This window comes from Lysobacter capsici (assembly GCF_014779555.2).
GTDB classification, from domain to species: Bacteria; Pseudomonadota; Gammaproteobacteria; order Xanthomonadales; family Xanthomonadaceae; genus Lysobacter; species Lysobacter capsici.
In genome coordinates, this window is sequence record NZ_CP094357.1 from 5385956 (window position 1) to 5405341 (window position 19386).

At 67.0% G+C, this 19386-nt stretch carries 20 protein-coding genes; 10 read left to right on the forward strand and 10 right to left on the reverse strand.

What is annotated here, in order from left to right; translation table 11 throughout:
- Positions 1–18: 18 nt before the first annotated feature.
- The 3 genes from IEQ11_RS22240 to IEQ11_RS22250 form a co-directional block, all read right to left on the reverse strand.
- Positions 19–717: a response regulator transcription factor gene (locus IEQ11_RS22240; protein WP_051547282.1), complete on the reverse strand. Its 699-nt coding sequence runs from the start codon at positions 715–717 to the stop codon at positions 19–21.
- 89 nt (positions 718–806) lie between these two features.
- Positions 807–977 (reverse strand): hypothetical protein, encoded by a 171-nt coding sequence (locus IEQ11_RS22245; RefSeq protein WP_191821196.1) that lies wholly within the window; start codon positions 975–977, stop codon positions 807–809.
- Positions 978–1134: 157 nt separating this feature from the next.
- Entirely contained in the window at positions 1135–2103 is a 969-nt protein-coding gene (locus IEQ11_RS22250; RefSeq protein WP_191821195.1) for a LysR family transcriptional regulator, read from the reverse strand.
- A gap of 76 nt (positions 2104–2179) precedes the next feature.
- Between IEQ11_RS22250 and IEQ11_RS22255 the strand changes: the two genes are divergently transcribed.
- The 9 genes from IEQ11_RS22255 to IEQ11_RS22295 all read left to right on the forward strand — a co-directional run bounded on the left by IEQ11_RS22255 (position 2180) and on the right by IEQ11_RS22295 (position 9758).
- A complete protein-coding gene (locus IEQ11_RS22255) occupies positions 2180–3415 on the forward strand; it encodes an MFS transporter (protein ID WP_191821194.1) in 1236 nt (411 codons plus the stop codon).
- Positions 3412–4110, forward strand: coding sequence for an alpha/beta fold hydrolase (locus tag IEQ11_RS22260; RefSeq protein WP_191821193.1), 699 nt, complete (start codon positions 3412–3414; stop codon positions 4108–4110). The genes IEQ11_RS22255 and IEQ11_RS22260 overlap by 4 nt, the downstream gene beginning before the upstream one ends.
- Before the next feature lie 55 nt (positions 4111–4165).
- Positions 4166–4633 carry a gamma-glutamylcyclotransferase family protein gene (locus IEQ11_RS22265; protein ID WP_191821192.1) on the forward strand — a complete coding sequence of 156 codons (468 nt, stop codon included), beginning with the start codon at positions 4166–4168 and terminating at the stop codon, positions 4631–4633.
- Positions 4634–4708: 75 nt separating this feature from the next.
- A complete protein-coding gene (locus tag IEQ11_RS22270) occupies positions 4709–5386 on the forward strand; it encodes a hypothetical protein (protein ID WP_191821191.1) in 678 nt (225 codons plus the stop codon).
- Between the two features lie 109 nt (positions 5387–5495).
- Positions 5496–6455 (forward strand): MBL fold metallo-hydrolase, encoded by a 960-nt coding sequence (locus tag IEQ11_RS22275; RefSeq protein ID WP_191821190.1) that lies wholly within the window; start codon positions 5496–5498, stop codon positions 6453–6455.
- Positions 6456–6622: 167 nt separating this feature from the next.
- Positions 6623–7612, forward strand: coding sequence for a Dyp-type peroxidase (locus tag IEQ11_RS22280; protein WP_191821189.1), 990 nt, complete (start codon positions 6623–6625; stop codon positions 7610–7612).
- Complete coding sequence (locus IEQ11_RS22285) at positions 7609–8514, forward strand: DnaJ C-terminal domain-containing protein (RefSeq protein WP_191821188.1); 906 nt, start codon at positions 7609–7611, stop codon at positions 8512–8514. The genes IEQ11_RS22280 and IEQ11_RS22285 overlap by 4 nt, the downstream gene beginning before the upstream one ends.
- Positions 8511–8816, forward strand: coding sequence for a chaperone modulator CbpM (locus IEQ11_RS22290; RefSeq protein WP_194735074.1), 306 nt, complete (start codon positions 8511–8513; stop codon positions 8814–8816). Before IEQ11_RS22285 ends, IEQ11_RS22290 begins: the two co-directional genes overlap by 4 nt.
- A gap of 33 nt (positions 8817–8849) precedes the next feature.
- Positions 8850–9758 (forward strand): hypothetical protein, encoded by a 909-nt coding sequence (locus IEQ11_RS22295; protein ID WP_191821187.1) that lies wholly within the window; start codon positions 8850–8852, stop codon positions 9756–9758.
- Between the two features lie 409 nt (positions 9759–10167).
- Here the strand turns inward: IEQ11_RS22295 and IEQ11_RS22300 are convergent, their stop codons facing one another.
- Both IEQ11_RS22300 and IEQ11_RS22305 read right to left on the reverse strand, forming a co-directional pair.
- Complete coding sequence (locus IEQ11_RS22300) at positions 10168–10494, reverse strand: cupin domain-containing protein (protein WP_191821186.1); 327 nt, start codon at positions 10492–10494, stop codon at positions 10168–10170.
- 118 nt (positions 10495–10612) lie between these two features.
- Entirely contained in the window at positions 10613–11287 is a 675-nt protein-coding gene (locus tag IEQ11_RS22305; RefSeq protein WP_191821238.1) for a class I SAM-dependent methyltransferase, read from the reverse strand.
- 204 nt (positions 11288–11491) lie between these two features.
- On the opposite strand from IEQ11_RS22305, the gene IEQ11_RS22310 reads away from it, so the two are divergent.
- Positions 11492–11851, forward strand: coding sequence for a hypothetical protein (locus tag IEQ11_RS22310; protein ID WP_191821185.1), 360 nt, complete (start codon positions 11492–11494; stop codon positions 11849–11851).
- A 93-nt stretch (positions 11852–11944) separates the two neighbouring features.
- Here the strand turns inward: IEQ11_RS22310 and IEQ11_RS22315 are convergent, their stop codons facing one another.
- From IEQ11_RS22315 to IEQ11_RS22335, 5 genes are all read right to left on the reverse strand, one after another.
- On the reverse strand, positions 11945–14815 hold the full coding sequence (locus IEQ11_RS22315) for a type 2 lanthipeptide synthetase LanM family protein (protein WP_191821184.1): 2871 nt from the start codon (positions 14813–14815) through the stop codon (positions 11945–11947).
- Positions 14816–14931: 116 nt separating this feature from the next.
- The gene (locus tag IEQ11_RS22320) at positions 14932–15117 is read right to left on the reverse strand and encodes a DUF6229 family protein (RefSeq protein ID WP_036105914.1); all 186 of its coding nucleotides are present in this window, start codon (positions 15115–15117) and stop codon (positions 14932–14934) included.
- A gap of 347 nt (positions 15118–15464) precedes the next feature.
- Positions 15465–16850: an MFS transporter gene (locus IEQ11_RS22325; protein WP_191821183.1), complete on the reverse strand. Its 1386-nt coding sequence runs from the start codon at positions 16848–16850 to the stop codon at positions 15465–15467.
- A gap of 83 nt (positions 16851–16933) precedes the next feature.
- Positions 16934–17431 carry a DUF4442 domain-containing protein gene (locus tag IEQ11_RS22330; RefSeq protein WP_191821182.1) on the reverse strand — a complete coding sequence of 166 codons (498 nt, stop codon included), beginning with the start codon at positions 17429–17431 and terminating at the stop codon, positions 16934–16936.
- A 22-nt stretch (positions 17432–17453) separates the two neighbouring features.
- Entirely contained in the window at positions 17454–19361 is a 1908-nt protein-coding gene (locus tag IEQ11_RS22335; protein ID WP_191821181.1) for a phosphotransferase family protein, read from the reverse strand.
- Positions 19362–19386: the final 25 nt, after the last annotated feature.

Here is a 19386-nt window from a genome sequence, read left to right on the forward strand (position 1 = left end):
CGATACCGACGCGATCGACTACCAGTTGAGTACGTAACCGATGCCGCGCACCGCGCGCAGGGGAAGTTCCTCTTCCGCCAGGCGCTGACACTTCTTGCGCAGACGGTGGACCAGCATCTCCAGCCGATGCGGGTCGAAGTCGTAGGCGTTCTTGACCAGACGCGCGATCAAGGTCTCGCGCTGCACCGGAACGCCGGCCGCCGCCGCCAGCATGGCCATGACCTGCCGCTCGGCGAGGTTCATCTCGATCTCGACACCGCTCGGCGCCAGGATGCACCAGCCCCGCTCGTCCAGGCGCCACTGACTGCGCGTTTGCACCGGATTCGTCTCCGGCACGACCCATCGCGCCAGATTGTGCAAAGTGGTCACCACCTCTTCCATATCCACCGGCTTGGGCAGATAGGCGTCCGCGCCGGCGCGCAACCCACGCATGCGGTCGGAGCCCGAATCGTATCCGGTCAACATGACGATGCCCACGCGCGCGGACAGCCGGCGCAGATGCGCGGCGATGCTGAAACCGTCTTCGTCCGGCAGTCCGACGTCGAGCAGCACCAGGTCGTAGGCGCGAAGCGTCATCGACCGGTACAGCTCCAGCGCGCCCGCCATGCCGACGACATGGAATCCCGAATGGGCCAACACCGGCAACAGAACGTCTTCGCGGAACGTCCGATCGTCTTCCACCACCGCTAGCGTGGGCTGCCGGCGCGCGGCGCCCATCAAGCGAGCGTCCATCATTATTTCCCCCAAGGAAACCAGAACCCGCTTTGCGGAAACACGCGAGTGCCTGTTCCGCCTACCACGCACGATCAAAGTAGCATCGCGTTCTTCGACAGCGCGATGACGAACCCGCTTTCGTGATCGATATCACAACGCCCGATCGGTCCGCCGATGCATGCCGACGCAGCGACAGCGAACAGATAGTTGCGGGGCAAATCGATCGCGTGGGACGTGACGAGTTGGCGGGCGAGTTCCCCCATGCGCTTGCGGACATGACGAGAACTCGGCGACGCGACGCTCGGTGTTCCACCCGCTTGCAGGAGGTATATCGCCGGCCGGGGCGGGGCTGGCGGCGCACGATCATCGCCGGGCCGATACGAAGATAGCCGCGATGCCGTCGTGCGCGCCTGTCGCGGACTATCGCCTCGAGCCTGACGGCGCCCGCCGCTTCTTCACCACGCCCTCGGAGCGCGCGACTTCGTCTTGTCCGGGCGGGCCACCCGCGCAGGTCAGCGCCACGAAATTTTTCGTCTGCGCCGACTCCTGGTCGAGCAGATGCGCCAGCGCCAGACGCGCGATCGGCTGCAGGCCGGCGATATCGCGATAGACGATGCCGGGCAGCGCGAACCGGCGCATCGCCTCGGGCACGATCGACACGCCCAGTTCGGCCGCGACCAAGGCCAGCGAGGAGGCGAGTTGCGGCGCGTGCTGGCCCAGGCGCGGTTCGAATCCGGCATGACGGCAGGCGCCGACGATGGCGTCGTGCAGGGTCGGGCCGACGGTGCGCGGGGTCAGGATCAATGCATCCTCGCGCAGCTCGATCAGGCGGATCGATTTGCGCCGGCTGTCGCGCGCGGCCGGGTGCGCGCTCGGAAGCGCGGCGATCATCGCCTCGTCGAGCAACGGATACAGACGCATGTCGCCGTTCTCGGAACCGTCGGGGCGCAGGAACGCCAGATCCAGCGAACCATCGCGCAGCTTCGCCGACAGGTGCGCGCTGTTGCCTTCCTCCAAGGTGAGTTCGACATCGGGATAGCGGCGGCGGAAATCGCGGATCGCCCCGGTCGTCAGCGGCGCGAGGATCGCCGATGAGGTGAAGCCCAGCCGCAGCGCGCCGGTCTCGCCGCGCGCGGCGCGCTGGGCCTGACGCACCGCCGCGCTGGCTTGCTCGGGCAGCGTGCGCACGCGTTCGAGAAAGGCGCGGCCCGCGTCGGTGAGTTCGGCGCCATGCGGTACGCGGTGGAACAGGCGCGCGCCGATCTGGGTTTCCAGGTCGCGGATCTGCTGGCTCAACGGCGGCTGGCCGATGCCGAGGCGTTCGGCGGCGCGGGTGAAGTTGCGCTCTTCGGCGACGGCCAGGAAATAGCGGATATGGCGCAGTTCCATCGATATCTCCAAAACATATGGAGCAGGTAGGTTTCATATATTGGACGAATGAAGCACCCGGCGCCATTCTGGCCGCATGAGTACGACACCTCTTCCGCTATCGGCCCTCGCCGCGCCGATCGAACGCGGCACCGCGGCCTATCGCCGCGCCAATTTCGCCCTGTTCCTCGCCGGCTGTTCGACCTTCTCGCTGCTGTACTGCGTGCAGCCGCTGCTGCCGGAGTTCGCGCGCGATTTCGGTCTCGCCCCGGCGGTCAGTTCGCTCGCGCTGTCGCTGACCACCGCGGCGCTGGCGCTGGCGATCTTCATCGCCGGCGCGCTGTCGCAGCAGGTGTCGCGCCGGCGCCTGATGTTCGCTTCGATGGCGCTGGCCGCGGCCTGCAACCTGCTCGCCGCGATCGCGCCGGACTGGACCTCGCTGTTGCTGGCGCGAACGATCGAAGGCGCTATGCTCGGCGGCGTGCCGGCGGTGGCGATGGCCTATCTGGCCGAGGAAATGGACCCGCGCCATCTGAGCGGCGCGATGGGTCTGTGCGTGGCCGGCACCGCGTTCGGCGGGATGATGGGACGCGTCGGCATGGGCGTGCTGGTCGAGATCGGTTCCTGGCGTTCGGCGATGGCGGCGATCGGCGCGTTCGGGCTGATCGCGGCGATCGGCTTCGCCGCGCTGTTGCCGCCGTCGCGCCGTTTCGCGCCGCGCCGCGGTTTCGTCGCGCGCCATCACCTCGACGCCTGGCGCGCGCATCTGGCGCATCCGGGCCTGCTGCGTCTGTTCGCGATCGGCTTCGTGCTGACCAGCGTGTTCGTGGCGCTGTTCAACTATGTCGGTTTTCGCCTCGCCGGCGCGCCCTACGAGCTGGGGCCGGCGGGGATCAGCCTGATCTTTCTGGCCTATGTGTTCGGCATGTTCTCCTCGCCGTTCGGCGGCCGCCTGGCCGATCGCTTCGGCGGACGCGCGCCGCTGATCGGCGGCATCGCGATCATGACCGCCGGCGCCGTGGTCACGCTGGCCGCTTCGCTGCCGCTGATCGTGCTCGGCATCTGCCTGATCACGGTCGGCTTCTTCGTCGCCCATTCGGTCGCCAGCGCCTGGGTCGGACGGCTCGCGCGCGCCGACAAAGGCCACGCCTCGTCGCTGTATCTGTTGTTCTACTACTTCGGTTCCAGCGTGACCGGCGTGATCGGCGGCTGGGCCTGGCAGCACGGCGGCTGGAGCGGCGAGGTCGCATTGACCGCGAGCCTGGCGCTGGCGGGTATCGTGTTGGCGATCCGGATCGAAGACCCTCGCCAGCCAGACAGGAGCGATGCGTGACCGACAAACAGCCGCTGCTGTTGCTGCCCGGCCTGCTGTGCGACGAACGCCTGTGGCGCGATCAAGCGCGCGATCTGGCCGATATCGCCGCGCCGACCATCGCCGATCTGAGCCTGGACGACAGCGTGGCGGGCATGGCGGCGCGGGTGCTGGCCGACGCACCGCCGCGGTTCGCCTTGGCCGGATTGTCGATGGGCGGCTATGTGGCGTTCGAAATCCTGCGCCAGCAACCCGAGCGCGTGTCGCGGCTGGCCCTGCTCGACACCAGCGCCGCACCGGACTCGCCGGCGCGCGCCGAGCAACGACGCGCCGGCCTGCGGCTGCTCGAACGCGGCCGCTTCGCCGGCGTCACGCAACAATTGCTGCCGACGCTGGTGCATCCGCGCCATGTGCATTCGGCCGTCGGCGCGGAAGTGCGGGCGATGGCGCAGCGGGTCGGCGCGCAGGCCTACCGGCGCCAGCAGACGGCGATTGCGCAACGGCCCGATTCGCGAGCGCTGCTGGCCTCGATCGCGGTACCGACCCTGATCGTGGTCGGCGAAGACGACGTGCTCACCCCGCCCGCGGCGGCCGAGGAGATCCAGCGCGGTATCGCCGGCGCGGTGCTCGCGCGAATACCCGACTGCGGCCATCTACCGACGATGGAAGATCCGCCGCGAACCAATCGCCTGCTGCGGCAATGGTTGACGGGGTGATTGCGGCGCGCCGCCTTCGTACTATCCGACTTCGACGATCGACTGGAGCAAGGCGATGAACGCGGTGGATTTCGACAAGACCGATCTGGATGCGCTGCGGCGACTCAACCGCCTGCGCAGCGAACCCGCAAGCGAGACGTCGCAGGCGCTCGAACGCCATTTCGCCGAGCGTTACCAGGCCGATCGCCGTTTCGCCGTCTACGGCACGTTGGCGCCCGGCAAGCCGAACCATCACCACCTCAGCGATCTCGACGGCACCTGGACGCCGGGACACTACGTCACCGGCCGGCTGGAGCAGTCGGGATGGGGCGCCGACATGGGCTATCCGGCCTTGCGCTGGTCCGAATCGGGCGAGGCGATCGAGGTGCAGTTATTCGCCTGCGACGAATTGCCCAGGCATTGGGCGCGACTGGATGCGTTCGAAGGCGACGAGTACCTGCGCATCCTGGTACCGGTGTATGCGCCGGACGGATCGGTGACGGTGGCCAATGTGTATGCGGCCAGGCCCGATCGGCAGGCGTGATCGCCGCCGCGATGCTCGGCTGTCGTCGCGCTGCCACGGCATAATGACTCGATCGCATCGCGCATCGAAACGCCCATGCCACGGTTGAACCAGCTTCGCGTCTATCCCAGTTCCGACGCGGCGGATCATGCAACGACCTATCCGGACTTGCATCTTCGCGCCAGCACGCATCACGTGGCCGAGATGTTCATGAGCATGCTCGCACCTGGCTACACGCTCGATGGGGCCGGACTGGTGACGATCAGCTGCGGTGCGCGCGGCCCGTCCCCCGAATATTCTCAAGTCCTGGGTTGCACCGAAGTCTTCGCCGAGCGTTTCGACTTCGCCGTCTACCAGGCGCTCGATCACGGGCCGCGCCAGGAAATGATCCTGGCCCTGATCGAGCACACGTTGTCGGACATCGCCGCGCGCGTCGGCGCCGACCCTGCCCCGATTCGCGAATGCGCCGGCATGGTGCGCAAGCACGGCTTCGTCCTGGAACAGGAGCAACCCAAGCTGTCGCGCTGCCTGCCCGGCCGGCGCGGATGGATACGGGTGTATCGCCGCCTCGGCGCTGGGTTCTGCGAAATGTGGCTGGTCAAGTCGTTCGACCCGACCGGCGCCGTCGTTCATGAAGCGCTGATGCGCGAGCCGGCGCCACTGGACCTTCGCCAACATTTCTTCCGCTCGCAGTTGCGCGACGAAGTTTTCCTGGTCGAGGACCGCTTCGCGAAAACCGTGTTTTCGTTGCCGCTGCCCGCTGTTCGCGCGTAACCGGCTTCGCCTTGTTGGTCGACATCGCCGCGTATAAGCTCGCCACGCCACGCTACGACGCCGGGCATCGACGAAGACCACCGCATCCCTCTCCCCTTGAGAGCATCCTATGACTCGCACCCCTGTCTCCGCCCTGACCGCCGCGCTCGTCGCCGGCGCGCTGCTGAGCGCATGTTCGCAACCCGATTCCGCCGCGACGAACACGCCTGCGGCGAATACGCCGGCTCCGACCGCGACCGCCGCGCCGCAACCGGCGAACGCCGATGTGTTGCGCTTCAAAATCGGCGCGCTCGACGCGGTCGCGCTGAAAGACGGCGACATCGACGCCGCCAACGACGGCAAGACCTTCGCCATCGGCCAGCCGGCCGATGCGGTCAACGCGCTGCTGACCGCCGCGGGCCAACCCACGGACACCTTGCATCTGAGCATTCAACCGCTGCTGGTGCGCAGCGGCGCGCAGGTGCTCCTGTTCGACACCGGCGCGGCGGATGCGTCGTTCGCGCGCGCCGGACGCCTGCCGGCGTCGCTGCGCGCGGCCGGCGTCGAGCCCTCCCAGGTCACCGACATTTTCCTGTCGCACCACCATCCCGATCATGTCGGCGGCCTGCTCGGCAAGGACGGCGCGCTCGCTTTCCCCAATGCCAAGATCCATCTGTCGGCGCCCGAATGGGAGGCGATGAAGAAAGACGACGGATCCGCCAAGCTGGTCGCCGCGATCGCGCCGAAGGTCGAAACCTTCCAGCCCGGCGCGGCGATCGTTCCCGGCGTGGTGACCGCGGTGGCCGTCGACGGACATACGCCGGGCCACAGCGCCTACGAGATCGCCTCGGGCGATCAGCGCCTGCTCTACATCGGCGACACCGCGCATCACTTCGTGATCTCGGTGCAGCGCCCGGAGTGGACCGTGCAGTACGACCAGAACGCAGCGCTGGCCCAGACCAGCCGGCGCGCGCTGATGCAACGCGCCGCCGACGGCAATCTGCGCATCTACGCCGTGCATTTCCCGTTCCCCGGCCTGGGCCGGTTCAAGGCCCAGGGCGACAGCTTCGTGTGGGAACCCGAACGCTGATCGGCAACGAAGCGTTGGGCATATGAGCCGATGCGAGCGGACTTCGATCGCGAAGCCCGCTCGCTGTCCGCAGAGGCCATCGGGGATTCCGGCCCGTGCGCAAGCCACGCTTGGACTTGCAACGCCGCGGCGTTAAGTTAAAGCAGGCCTGCCCCCAGGAGTCATCGATGCAGACTGCGATACCGCAACCGGTGGTCTCCCGGCTCAGCCGGGCCGCCATCTTCCTGGTCGTGACCCTGAAACCGGGCGCCGAGCACGAAACCCAGATGCGTGCCCTGTGCGGCGACCTGGCCTCGCTGCTGCGCGCGGTGGGCTTTCGCGATCTGGAAGGCGGCCTGTCGTGCGTCATGGCCTTCGGATCGAGCGCCTGGGATCGCCTGTTCGGCCCGGCCCGGCCCAGCGAACTGCATCCGTTTCGCGAAATCGTCGGCCGCCATCATGCGGTGTCCACGCCCGGCGACGTGCTCCTGCACATCCGCGCGACGCGCATGGACCTGTGCTTCGAACTCGCGACCGAGATCATGACGAGAATCGGCGCCGCCGTGGCCACCGCGGACGAAGTGCACGGCTTCAAGTATTTCGACGATCGCGATCTGATCGGCTTCGTCGACGGCACCGAGAACCCGGTCGATACAGCCGCCGCCGACGCGGCGATCGTCGCCGGCGAAGACCCGGATTTCGCCGGCGGCAGCTATGTGATCGTGCAGAAGTACCTGCACGACCTCGCCGCCTGGAACACCCTGCCGGTCGAACGCCAGGAAGCCATCGTCGGACGGCGCAAGCTTTCGAACATCGAACTCGACGACGCGGCCAAGGCGCCCTACGCGCACAACGTATTGACCAGCATCAGCGAGAACGGCGAGGAGCTGAAGATCGTTCGCGACAACATGCCGTTCGGCAGCGCCGGCCAGGGCGAATTCGGAACCTACTTCATCGGCTACGCGCGTTCGCCGACCCGGATCGAACGCATGCTCGAGAACATGTTCATCGGCAGTCCGCCCGGCAACTACGATCGCCTGCTAGATTTCAGCAAAGCGGTGACCGGCAGCTTGTTCTTCGCGCCGTCGGCGACGTTCCTGGACGCCGTCGAGGCCGAGGCCGGCCGCAGCGCCGTGGACGTCGCGGAACACGGCCGCGACCGGAGCATCGGCGCATGAGCAGCCCCTACGAGATTCTGGGCGTGGCGCCGACCGCCTCGCTCGACGAGATCAAGAGCGCCTACCGCCGCCTGGCCAGAAAACTGCACCCGGACCTCAATCCGGGCGACAAGTCCGGCGAGGAACGCTTCAAGGACGTCGGCAACGCCTACCGCCTGCTCAGCGATCCGGACAAGCGCGCGCGCTTCGACGCCGGACAGATCGATGCGGACGGCGCGGAACGTCCGCAGCCGCGTTACTACCGCGATTACGCCGACGCCGAACCCAGCGGCCATTACGCCAACGACAGCGGCTTCGCCGATTTCGCCGACGGCGACGACCCGTTCGCCGAACTGCTGCGCCGGCAGGCGCGCGCGCGGGCCAACCGCCGCGGCCAGGACCTGCACTACCGATTGCCGATCGCCTTCGCCGAATCGATCGACGCCGGCACCAAACGCTTGACGATGCCCGACGGCAGCACCATCGACGTGACCATTCCGGCCGGCGTCGTCGACGGACAGATCCTGCGACTCAAAGGCAAGGGCGCGCCGGGCGCGGGCCAAGGCGGTCCCGGCGATGCGCTGGTCGAGATCGAAGTCGTCGCCGATCCGCGCTTCAGCCGCGACGGCGACGATCTCACCCTGGAATTGCCGGTCTCGCTGACCGAGGCGGTGCTCGGCGATCGCATCCGGGTGGCGACGCCGACCGGCGAGGCGACGATGACGATTCCGCCCGGATCCAACAGCGGCACCGTGCTGCGGCTGAAGGGCATGGGCGCGCCGCGCCGCGGCGGCGGACGCGGCGACCAATACGTCCGGCTGACGATCGTGCTGCCCAAGGGTGGCGATCCGGAGCTGACCAAATTCGTTTCGGACTGGAGCGCCGGCAAGGCGTTCAATCCACGCGGGGAGGCCAAGGCATGAAGACCATCGACATGGCGCAGTTCCTCAACGAATCCACGATCGAGCTGCACACGCTGGAGCGCTGGATCGAACAGCGCTGGATCGTCCCGCTCGATGCCACCGCGCGCGTGGAAATCTCCGAAACCGACGCGGCGCGGGCGATGTTCATCCGCGATCTTACCGGCGACCTCGGCGTCAACGACGAGGGCGTCGCGGTGGTGCTGCATCTGGTCGATCAGTTGCACGGCTTGCGTCGCGCGCTGACCGAATTGCGGATCGAGATGAACGCATCGCGCGGCGACCCCGGCCGCGAGGCCGACTGAGCCGCATCCGGCACGTCCAGGGCACAGGCCTGCATGCTCATGAACCTGGCGCCAACAGGCCCGATCGGCCCCGTCCCAGGCGACCCTCCCAGTCATGCCCCGGCACGGCCGCTGAACGGCCACGGCCCGGTCCCGCCGAAACCGGTCTTTGGCGCTAAGCTCTGGCCACGACGCGTGGGCGGTTGCCCCGCGATCGCCGTTCCTGCCCTGACGCACTACGACGAGGTGCCCGCGATGAAATCCCTGAAGCGTTCCGCTCAGTGCCTGATGCTCGGCCTGAGCTTGTCCCTGGCCTTGTCGGCACAGGCCCAGACCGTCGGCTACAACATCCGCACCGGCGACGTCTGGGTCGACACGCGGCTGGGCGAGATCAACGATTACGGCCGCCGTTATCCGGAGCCTTTCGTCGACGAAATCAGCGGCTACTACGGTGCGCCGCGCTCGTATGTCGAAGAGCTGCTGCAGCGTCGTCGCTGGGCGCCGGGCGATGTCTACTACGCCTGCGCGCTCGCCCGTTCGCTCGGCGTGCCGTGCCAGAACGTCGTGCGCGAGTACGACCGCAACCCCGGTCAGGGTTGGGGCGCGGTCGCCAAACGCATGGGCATCAAGCCCGGCTCGCCCGCGTTCCATGCGCTCAAGCGCGGCGCGGTGACGACCTACGACCGGTGGGGCTATCCGATCCGTGTCGATCAGTCCGTGCACGTGAACTGGGCCGACCACGGTCCCGGCAAGGGGCACGGCAAATCGAAAGGACCCGATCACCGCTCGTACGACTCGGGCTATCCGTCTTCGCAGGGCCACGGCAAGGGAAAGAGCCACAAGGGCGGCGAATCGCACGGCAACGGTCACGGTAAAGACAAGGGCCACGGTAAAGGCCACGGCAATGGCAATGGCAATGGCAATGGCAATGGCAAAGGTAACGGCAAGGGCCATGGGCACTGAGCCAGCGTCGGCCGTGTAAACGACGACGCGTTCGTCTCGATCCGGCCGAGCCGCGAAGCGGTTTCGGCCGGGTCGATTGAGCAAGGTTCAACCGCGCTTTCGCGCCGGCGCCGTTTCACGATCCAGGGCGTAGCGACCTCGGCATTGTGCTCGGCCGAAATCGGCGGTCATCGCATCACAGTTCGCTGCCTGCCTACACCGCCTGACGTGGTTCAGCCGCTCGATCGCCCGGGTCGGATGCTGACGGAACCGACAGCCCCAAGATCGATATCCACGGGCCGCGACGCAAGCGGTATATGTCATATAGGGCGCATGACGGATCGTGCGGAAAGAATGTCCAGGAATTAATTTTGAACGTGGAAGAGCCCCAGGCTTGGTCCGGCGAGCGATAGGACTTTCGCATACCGTCTCAATCGCTCGGCGTCGGCGCCTGATGCAGATGAATCGCCAGCCAGATGGCGCCCTGCGAAACCCGCCGCACGGTGTGGGGCGTGCCGGCGGGCAAGAAGACATAGCCGCCGGCACGAAGCTCGATGGTCTCACCCGCGACCTCCACGGTCGCCTCTCCCTGCAGCAACGCGACCCACTCGTCCTGGGCCTGCACGTACTCCATCGGAACCGTCGCGGCGGAGCTGAGGATGCGCTCGACGACAAGGTTCTTGTGCGTGAGCAAGGTCTCGAAGCGCTCGCCCTGGACAGGCGCATCGGCATCGGCGAACAGGTTTCCAGTCGACATGCGAACGACCTCCTCTCCAATCGGGCTCGGTCTCGAATCGGCCGCTTCGCGAAGCCATCGGGCTCGATGCTGTTGTCAGACGCGAGCCTACACGAACAGCGTCGACATCAAGCCGCTTCTAGGACGGGTTATACGCAACCCACCCCTTGAAGGTGAACGCGGCATAGAACAGCTCGACATTGTCGAACCCGGCCTCGCGCAGCAGCGCCACGTCCTGTTCGGGCGAGAGCATGGGCAGTCGAGTGTCGAGCGCGGCGACTGATTTGCCCGCATCCCACGCGGCGATGCCGCCGGACGCCACCGCGAATGCCGCATAGCGATTGAGCCAATGCAGCTTGCGATCGTCGGGAACGCTGTGGTGGGCCACGATCAACGGCGCGCTTGGCTTCAGCCGCCGCCTGAGTTCGATCAGCGTCCGCAGGCGTTCCTCGGCGGGCAGAAAATGCAAGGTCAGCAGACAGGTCGCGCCGTCGAACGGGCCGACCGGCGCTACGTCGATGTAGCCCTCGCACAGTTCGATACGCGACGCGAGCGCACCCAAGGTTTCGCTCGCCAGTTTCAGCATCTCGGCTGAGGGATCCACACCGACGAAGCGCCATTCGGGCTGCGCTTCGGCAAAGACCTTCAGTTCCAAGCCGCCGCCAGCGCCGAGGACGAGGACACTGCCCTCGCGTGGAACAGCTTCGGCAAGCAGCAACGTCGTCATCTGCTGAAGCGCATGGAAGCCCGGAACCTGCCTGACCGGACCTTGGGCGTAACGGGCAACGGCTTGAGGATCGGAAAACGACGACAAAGCACGGCTCCACGTGAGGACTTCAACGCGGCTCATGCTAGCGCAGCGCGTCCATGCGCAGCCGACCGCCGGCACTTGGGTCTGTTCCATTGATGCGCCGCTTTGGGGTACGCATAGCAACCGGCCCATAATGCCGCAGGCGATCCGCCGCAAGCGGATGCCTTCTGCCCCGCTGCAATTCCCACCAACCCCAAAAAGATCCGCATGCCCACTAAAGCACGACCCCGGCTGATGACGATTGGGACGGCTGTGTACTTGTGGATCGTTCGCTCCATGGACCCTCAGCACGTCGTCCTGAAAGTCTGGTCCAGGCAGCGAGGGCGCAAGGATTTCCCGCTTGAAGTTCGCTTCCGCTTCGACGATCCGTGGTTGAACTATGGCCCGATCATCACCACGCCCAGCGAACGGCGCCATGAGTTTTTCGAGCTGGCGCCGGTCACTCCGAAAATGGTGTGCTGGGCGATCGATGCGGCGATCGCTGCGGGCTGGAATCCGGAGCAACCGCGCGAGCATCGCCTGTTCGAGCGAGGATTGAACGGCGATCTGCTGAGCGCGCAAGGCTGAAGCACCGAGGCGTTCCTGCTCGGCTCTCGCGCTGACGGAGAGAACCGGCCGTTCAAGGCCGGCCGACATCCGCTATCGAGCGACAACGGACATCTACGAGATCGCCAGCGCGTCCGTATCCATCACCGTCTCGTGCACTTTCGCCGCGGTTTTCCGCCGACATTCGAGCAACAGCGGCGAGGCGAGGTCGCAATCGGGATGCATGCGGTTGAGGGCATGAATCGCGCCGGCCAGGCCGGTCATCAGCCCGGGCGTGAACGCCTGGCGGGTGATGCCGCCGACGATGCCATGCTCCTCGATCGCCGAGACCACTTCGGCGGTCGCCTCATCGAAATCGGTGGCGGCGCCTTGCGGATCGAGCGCCGACGCGCGCACCAATAGTTCCCACAGCGAGAAATCGCCGTGACAAAGCGTGTGGGTGAAGCCCCATTGGCCGCGCGACGCCGCCACCGCGCGGCGCAGGTCGCGCAGATCGCGCGGATCGCCGTGGCGCGCATACAGATCGGCCGCGGCCAGGCCGATGCCGACCCCGCCGTTGCACCAGGTCGGAAAATTCACCGTGTCCTTCATGCGCACATCGCGCCAGTTGCCGGCCGCCGCGTCGAACAACGAATCCTGGAACGCGAACGCGCCCTCGGCGAGCGCATTCCAGCGCCGACGATCGTCTTCGCTGCCGGCACCGGTCCGGGCCAGACGCGCCAGCGCCCAGCCGATGCCGTAGCCGCCGTGGGCGAAGCCGCCGATCGGATCGGCGATTCCCGCGGTCAGCCAATAGGTGCCTTGCTCGTCGACCCGCACCTTCGATTCCAGATGCGACGCCGCGCGCGCGGCGAGCGCCAGCCAACGCGGATCGGCGGTCGCCTCGGCGAGGCCCAGCAGCGGCGCGATGGCGCCGCCGCTGCCGTCGGTGATGTCCAGGCTGGGATCGTCGTCGAAGCCTTTTTGCTCCAGCGCCGCCGCGCACGCGCAGGCGTTGGCGAGCAAGTGTGGGCGTCCCAGCAGATCGTGCAACACCAGCCAGGCCCAGATGCGGCTGCCGTCGCCGGTGAACCCGCCGACCGTCGCCGGCGTCTGCGCCGCGACGAAGGTTTGCAAGGCGAGCAAGGCGCCCTCGAGCGCTTCGTCGACACCGGCGACCGGATCGGCGCGTCCGTGCGCGACTTCATGCCGATAGCCGGCCAAGGTCACCGCCACGCCGCCGAGGCCGAAATACGCGTCGGCGCCGAGCGGCTGCACATGCCAGCCCTGGCTGCCGAAACTTTCCGGCGTGATCCAGGTGACCGAGCCGTCTTCGCCGCGCACGGCGAGCTGCAACAGACGCTGCATCGTTTCGGCGGCCAGCCGGCGGCGGCGTTCGTCGAGCCGGTCTCGATGCGGATGGCGAGCATAGTGCGAGCGACTGTCGCGTTGGTCCGGGCCATCCGCGCCGCTGTTGAGCTGGGTGACCACCAGCGAACTGCGAATCGTCATTTCCTCCAGTTCGATCCGCATGCCGCGCCAGTTGGCGAGCGTTCCGGCGATGCGTTCGGGCGACAGCGACAGCGCGAAGATCGGAATATCGCCGTAACGCAGCGCATCGATTTCGCCGGCGATGTCCTCCGGCGACGGCTGCGCGCCGCCACCGGCGCTGGAGAACAAGACACGGGCGCGCTCGATCGCCTTGGCTTCTTCGTGCAGCGACGCCGGATGCCAGAGCATGCGGCCGATTTCCACGTAGACCTGGGTGGTGCGGCGCACGTCGCGGGCGCGGCAGCCTTCGAACGCGGCGAGCAACGGCGCGAGCCGGCCGTCCGCGTCGAGTCGGCGCAGCCGATGCGAGGCGTCGAGAAAGGCCTCGGTGATCTCGTCCCAATAACGCGACACATCCGGGTTCGCACTGGGATGGTTCTGCGACCTGTCCATGTCCGCTTCGACCAGTTCCACCCGCGCGGCGGTGGTGCCGTCGTCGGCGATGACCGGAACCTGCAACTGCGGCTGTTCGCCCGGCAAGGAACCGGCGGCGGACAAGTCCGCGCGGCCGAAACCCACGCTGCGCGAACGGAACGGCACGATGCCGGTACGCAGCACCGAGTCCTGGATCAGGGTCTGGGCGAGGTCGTAGGCCTGGCCGTAGTTCGACGATGCGACCGGCCGCGCGGCCGCGAACAAGCTTTCGACATCCACGACCACCGGCACCGGGCCCGACGCGACCAGATTCTCCAGATGGATGTCGGTGCCGCCGAGCAGGCGCAGCATCGCCAGCCAATGGCCGAGGCCGCGATAGAAGCGGCGCAGTTCGTCGTCGCCGTCGCAATAGCGATGTTCGATGAAAGCCGCCCAGCCGTAGTCGCCGCGATCGAGCACCGCGGGCACGCGGATGCGCTGTTCCTCGTCGAACAACTGGGCAAGGAACGCATCGAACACCGCATCGATGCGCAGCGAGCGCGGCTTGTACATCACCTGCCCGGCTTCGAAGGTGAGCCGGGCCACGGTCTGCCCGCCTTCGTGCAGGTCGCCCTGGCCGAGGCTGAGCTTGATCAGGCGACCGGGCGCGGCGCCCATGAACTCGGCCAGCGCGGCGCGATCGGCGATCAGGCGCGCCACCAGGGTTTCGATCGCCGCGCATTGCTGGTCGAGCGCGCGCTGCAAGCGCTCGCGCAGCGGCGGATAGCGATGCTGCAGCAGCTCGGCGAATTGCGGGCTGAGCGCCTTGGCGACGAACTGGGCGAAACGGCCGGCCTCGTCTTCGGCGGTGAGCTCGCCGCCGAGCTTCGCCGCATGCAGTTCGAGCAGCAGCACGCGATTGAGCTTGAGCCGCGCGTTCTCGTACAAGGCCTGCGCGAGCGCCGCGCGGATCAGTTCCGATTCGCGCGCGTCGATGCCTGCGGACAAGGCCGCGAGCCGGGTATCGAAGGCGTCGCGCGCGGCGGCGGTGAAATGGTCGATGATCGGACCGAAGCCCTCGTGGATACGGCTTTCGGTCATTGCGACACCGGAATGGGATTCGGGAGAGCGGGCCGTGAGCCCGCGATCGATATGGATTCAGTACCGAGACGACGCGCAACCCGGCTGGGTTGCGCGCCGACGACCTCGTGAATGCCTTACATGCAGCAGTAGCAGCGGCCGCTCGGGCAGGTCGATATCGAAGTGGAGTGCGTCAACGGGGTCTTCATCGCTTCGTCCATCGCGATCTCCCCTTCGATGTAGAGCGGTCCCGCCGGATTCTTGTAACCGCCGACGTTGGTGGCGCCGGTGAGCCAGGCGGAGACGATATCGTTGCTTTGCATTGCAGGTCCTCCTTGAGTACTGAATGTCGCCCGGCAGACGGCGGCTCCGTGTGGCGAAACTCCGTCGCACCGGACATCGATTTCGAGCCTTGCGGCCTCTCACCGCGAGCCGATTTTCATCGGCGACGTACCTCAAGAGATACCGCCTCGGCACTCTAAACAGCCGTATCGACAACTGTCAAATGAGCGCGGCGCTTAACTTTCGCTCGCGCTGTTCGGCCTCATCGCAGCGTTATGCGATGGCCCGACGGCATTCGATGAAGCGTTCGAAAAACGCGTCGGCCCGATGTTTGCATCGCTCGCAAGCGTTGCGCAAATCCGCCGATAGTGACCTAAACCTTATCGGCTCAGGCCGAACCGCCGTCACGGATATAACGCCACGACAAACCCGCCGATAACAGCAGCCCGGTCAAGCAAACAACGCATACGATCCGCAGGCCGGCATCGATGCCGTCCGCATCGGCCAGCAGCAGGCCGCACAAGGCCACCCCCAGCGCCGCGCCGGTCTGGCGCACCGCGTTGAGCACCGCGGCGGCCGTCCCCGACCAGGACCGGTCCACGCTGGCCAGGATCATCGTCGTGGTGGCCGGCATGGCCAGCCCCATGCCGGCGGGAACCGCGAGGAACGCGGGCAATATCCACGCGTAGCTGTCGCCATCGCCGAGCCGGCCCAGCCACGCGAAACCCGACGCGCACAGCATCAGGCCCGAGACGATCGTGACGCGAAAGCCGTGGCGCGCCAGCAAGCGGCCGCCGAGCAGATTGGCGGCGATGAAAGCCAAGGTAAGCGGCACATAGGCCAGGCCGGCCTGCAGCGGCGTGTAGCCGGCGAACTGCTGCAGGTACAGGCTCATGACGAAGATCAGGCCGTAGTAGGCCAGGCTGATCGCGATGGCGGACAACAACGCGATGCTGAAGTTGGGCAACCGGAACAACCCCAGCGGCAACATCGGTTGGGCGATCCGCGACTGCACGACCGCGAAAGCGACGGCGCATAGCGCGGCCAGACCGAACCCACCCAGGACCACGGCATGATCGAACCCCAGGCGCGGCATCTCGATGATCGCGCCGATCAATCCACCCAGGCCCGCGATCGTCAGCGCCTGCCCGACAAGATCCAGACGCCTATCCGCTTTACGCGGCGTTTCCGCGACCCGCCAGGCCAGCACGATGCCGAGTGCGCACAGCGGCAGGTTGACGAAGAAAATGCTGCGCCATCCGAGCGTTTGCAACAACACGCCGCCCAGCAGCAAACCCATCGCCGCCGCCGCGGCGCCCGAAGCGGTCCACACCGCCATGGCGCGGGCGCGCAAGCGCGGGTCGTGCGCGAAGGCGTGATTGAGCACGGCCAGCGAGGACGGCACCATCAAGGCGGCGAACAGCCCTTGACCGGCGCGCGCCGCCACCAGCTGGGTCACGCTCTGGGCGAGGCCGCACGCCGTTGATGTCAGCAGGAATCCGCTCAGGCCGATCAGGAAACTGCGCCTGGCGCCGAACCGATCGCTGATCGCGCCGGCCGACAGCAACAGCGAGGCGAACAGCAGCGTGTAGGCGTCCACCACCCACTGCAGGCCGGCGATGTCGGTCGCCAGATCGTTCGCCAGCGTCGGCAGCGCCAGGTTGACGATGGTGATGTCGAGCTGGACCACCATGAAGCCGAAACAGGCGGCCAACTGCGTGACGCGCAGGAGACCATCGGTGGATCGAGGCGGCGCTGACGATGGGTCGGACATGGTGTTTCCGTCGACAGGGTGACAAGCGGTCGGTGGATTCGGCAATTGCAGATCCAATCGGTTGCGGGTGTTTTCGCCAGGCTTCACAACAAGCCATCCGCGCGCGAGGACGAGCGCCACACCACATCCACGTGCCCGCGGATCGGCACCGTGCCGCTTGCATCGACCACCCGCATCGCGATGCGCGCCCTGCCCTCGGTCGAGCCCGACACGGCGACGATCTGCGCCGCGTCGATGGATGCATGCGCACGGATATCGCCGTGTAACGGTTTGCGGAAATCGGCCTGCACCGCCTTGACCACGAGCTTCGCGCCGCGCGCCAGATGCTGCGCGACCACCAGCGCGGCGGCGTATTCGCCGGCCAGGCTCGCCGCCATCGAGTGGATACCGCCGGCGCGATTGCGCAGATGGCGACGATTGCCGGCCAGAATCGAAACCCTGCCCGGTTCGATATCGACGATGCGGAAGCCGTGGGTGCGGAAATAACGGCTTTGCCGGCCCAGCGCCGCCGATACGATGCGGTAGCGCCAGCCGCGCGGAAGAAACCCGAGCCGGTCCAGCGAACCGGACAGATCGCTCATGATCCGCTCGTGCCAGATCAGGCTAGGCATGCCGCATCAACCCGCGGCATTTCCAATGGATGTAATGGGTCAGCACCCAGATGCCGCGGAAAAATTCTTTTTCCTCGCCGCCTTGCACCGCGTGCCGGTGATGCAGCTCCTGCAAGGTCAGCAGATAACGGAACAGACCGAAGATCCGATAGAACGCCCAGTCTTTCGCACTGCGCGCGGTCGCGCTCAGGTAGCGATCCAGCAGTTCCTCGCGGCCGAGCATGCCGGGCAGGTGCGAGGGCTGCCACTGATACCTCCGCATGACGAAGTTGTCGCCCGGTTCTATCCAGTACGACAGCAGGATGCCCAGGTCCATCAACGGATCGCCCACGCTGGCGAACTCCCAGTCCAGCACCGCGCGTATCCGCGTCGGCCGCGCCGCATCGAAGACGATGTTGTCGAGCCGCCAGTCGTTGTGCAGCAAGGCGGCGTGGCGTTGTTCGGGCACGTGATCGATCAGCCACTGGCCTATCGGACGCAGGTCCGAGCCGTTCCAGGTCTTGAGCCGGGCGTGACGGCTCAACCAGTGGAACAGCAGCTTGCGCAGATGGCTCACGCTGGACGGCGCCAGGGTCAGATCCTGGGAGGCCAGCGAACGCGGATCGATCCGATGCAGCGCGATCATCTGCTCCAGCAGATTGATGCACACCTGCCGCGCGTCGCCGGCCGACAGGGCGATGCCGCCAAACGATCGCCGGCGAGGCACGAGGCCCGGGACGTAGCGCATGACATAGAACGGCGTTCCGACGATGGCTTGATCCGCGCACAGGCGAACCATGTCGGCGACCGGACAATGCGGCCGCAGCGCGGCCTGCAAGGCGAACTCCCGCCGCATCCGCTGCAGCCCGCCCTGCCCCGGCAGCGGCCGGCGCAGCACCAGGTCGTGAGCGTCGTAGCGCAGGCGGTAGGTCAGATGCGACATGCCGCCGTCGCAACGTCGGATGTCGGGCCGGCCGCGGACATCAACGCCTTCCGACCGCAGCCAGCTCGTGACCGCCATGACCGTCCCGGACGCTTCCGACAACAGCGGATCGGTGGATCGCGACGGCTCCGGTTCGATGCGCGCGCGTTGTCCGATGAACTGCCGGTGGCGGATGGAAATTCCAGCGGTGCTTGTCCGATGACGAAACCCGGAGTCCGGATCGGCGAACAGTCGCGCGCGCGTGCCTGAGTCGACCCACGCCGCCGGACCGAGGCGATGCAACCCGCGCGGCGGTCCGCCGAGGTCGGGCGGCGGCGCAAGCTTCGACGGCCGCTCATACGCGGATGGCCCACCCGTATCGCCATCGTCCTTGTCGTTCGCCATGGCGCGCCCCTGTCCGACTGCGTCCGCCTTCGAGTGCTCCGCGCAAAACCGGCCGTAGAGCACAGTTCCGCTCGCTCCAAGCGCAGCGGCAAGCAGCGCCGCTGTCGCGCGAATCGATAGCACGCGGCGGGCCGCATAACCGATACCCGCGGCCACTTTCCCGGCCCCGGACGGGTTGGCGCGCGCACGCGATCGTGCATATCGGCCGGCGGTCTCAGTTGCGATGCGTGACCCGGTGCCGTGCCTGCGCAGGCGATCGCGAGGCCGCCGCGCGCCGCGGCCAGCGCGGCATCGCTCGCCGCAACTCAGGCTCCTACAGGCTTTCCGCCAACGCGCGCGCTGAAATCCCCGCTCGCATGCAGCGCCCCGACACAGCGCCATCGCCTCATGAATGCGCGGGCGCCTCGTCCATGCCGCGACAACATCGTTTCGCGCCATCGCCATGTTGCGCCGCGACAAATAAATCGGCCGAGAAAACGCTTTCTGTCGAGTCCGTAGCAGCCCATGTCCTGTTTTATTGACAGCGCTGTCAGTCCGCGTGTCAAATCGCCCCGCGGCACTTTCGGGGCATGCAGGATGTACCTGCATATCCATCGCAAGATCCTGGGGAGGAGTTTCG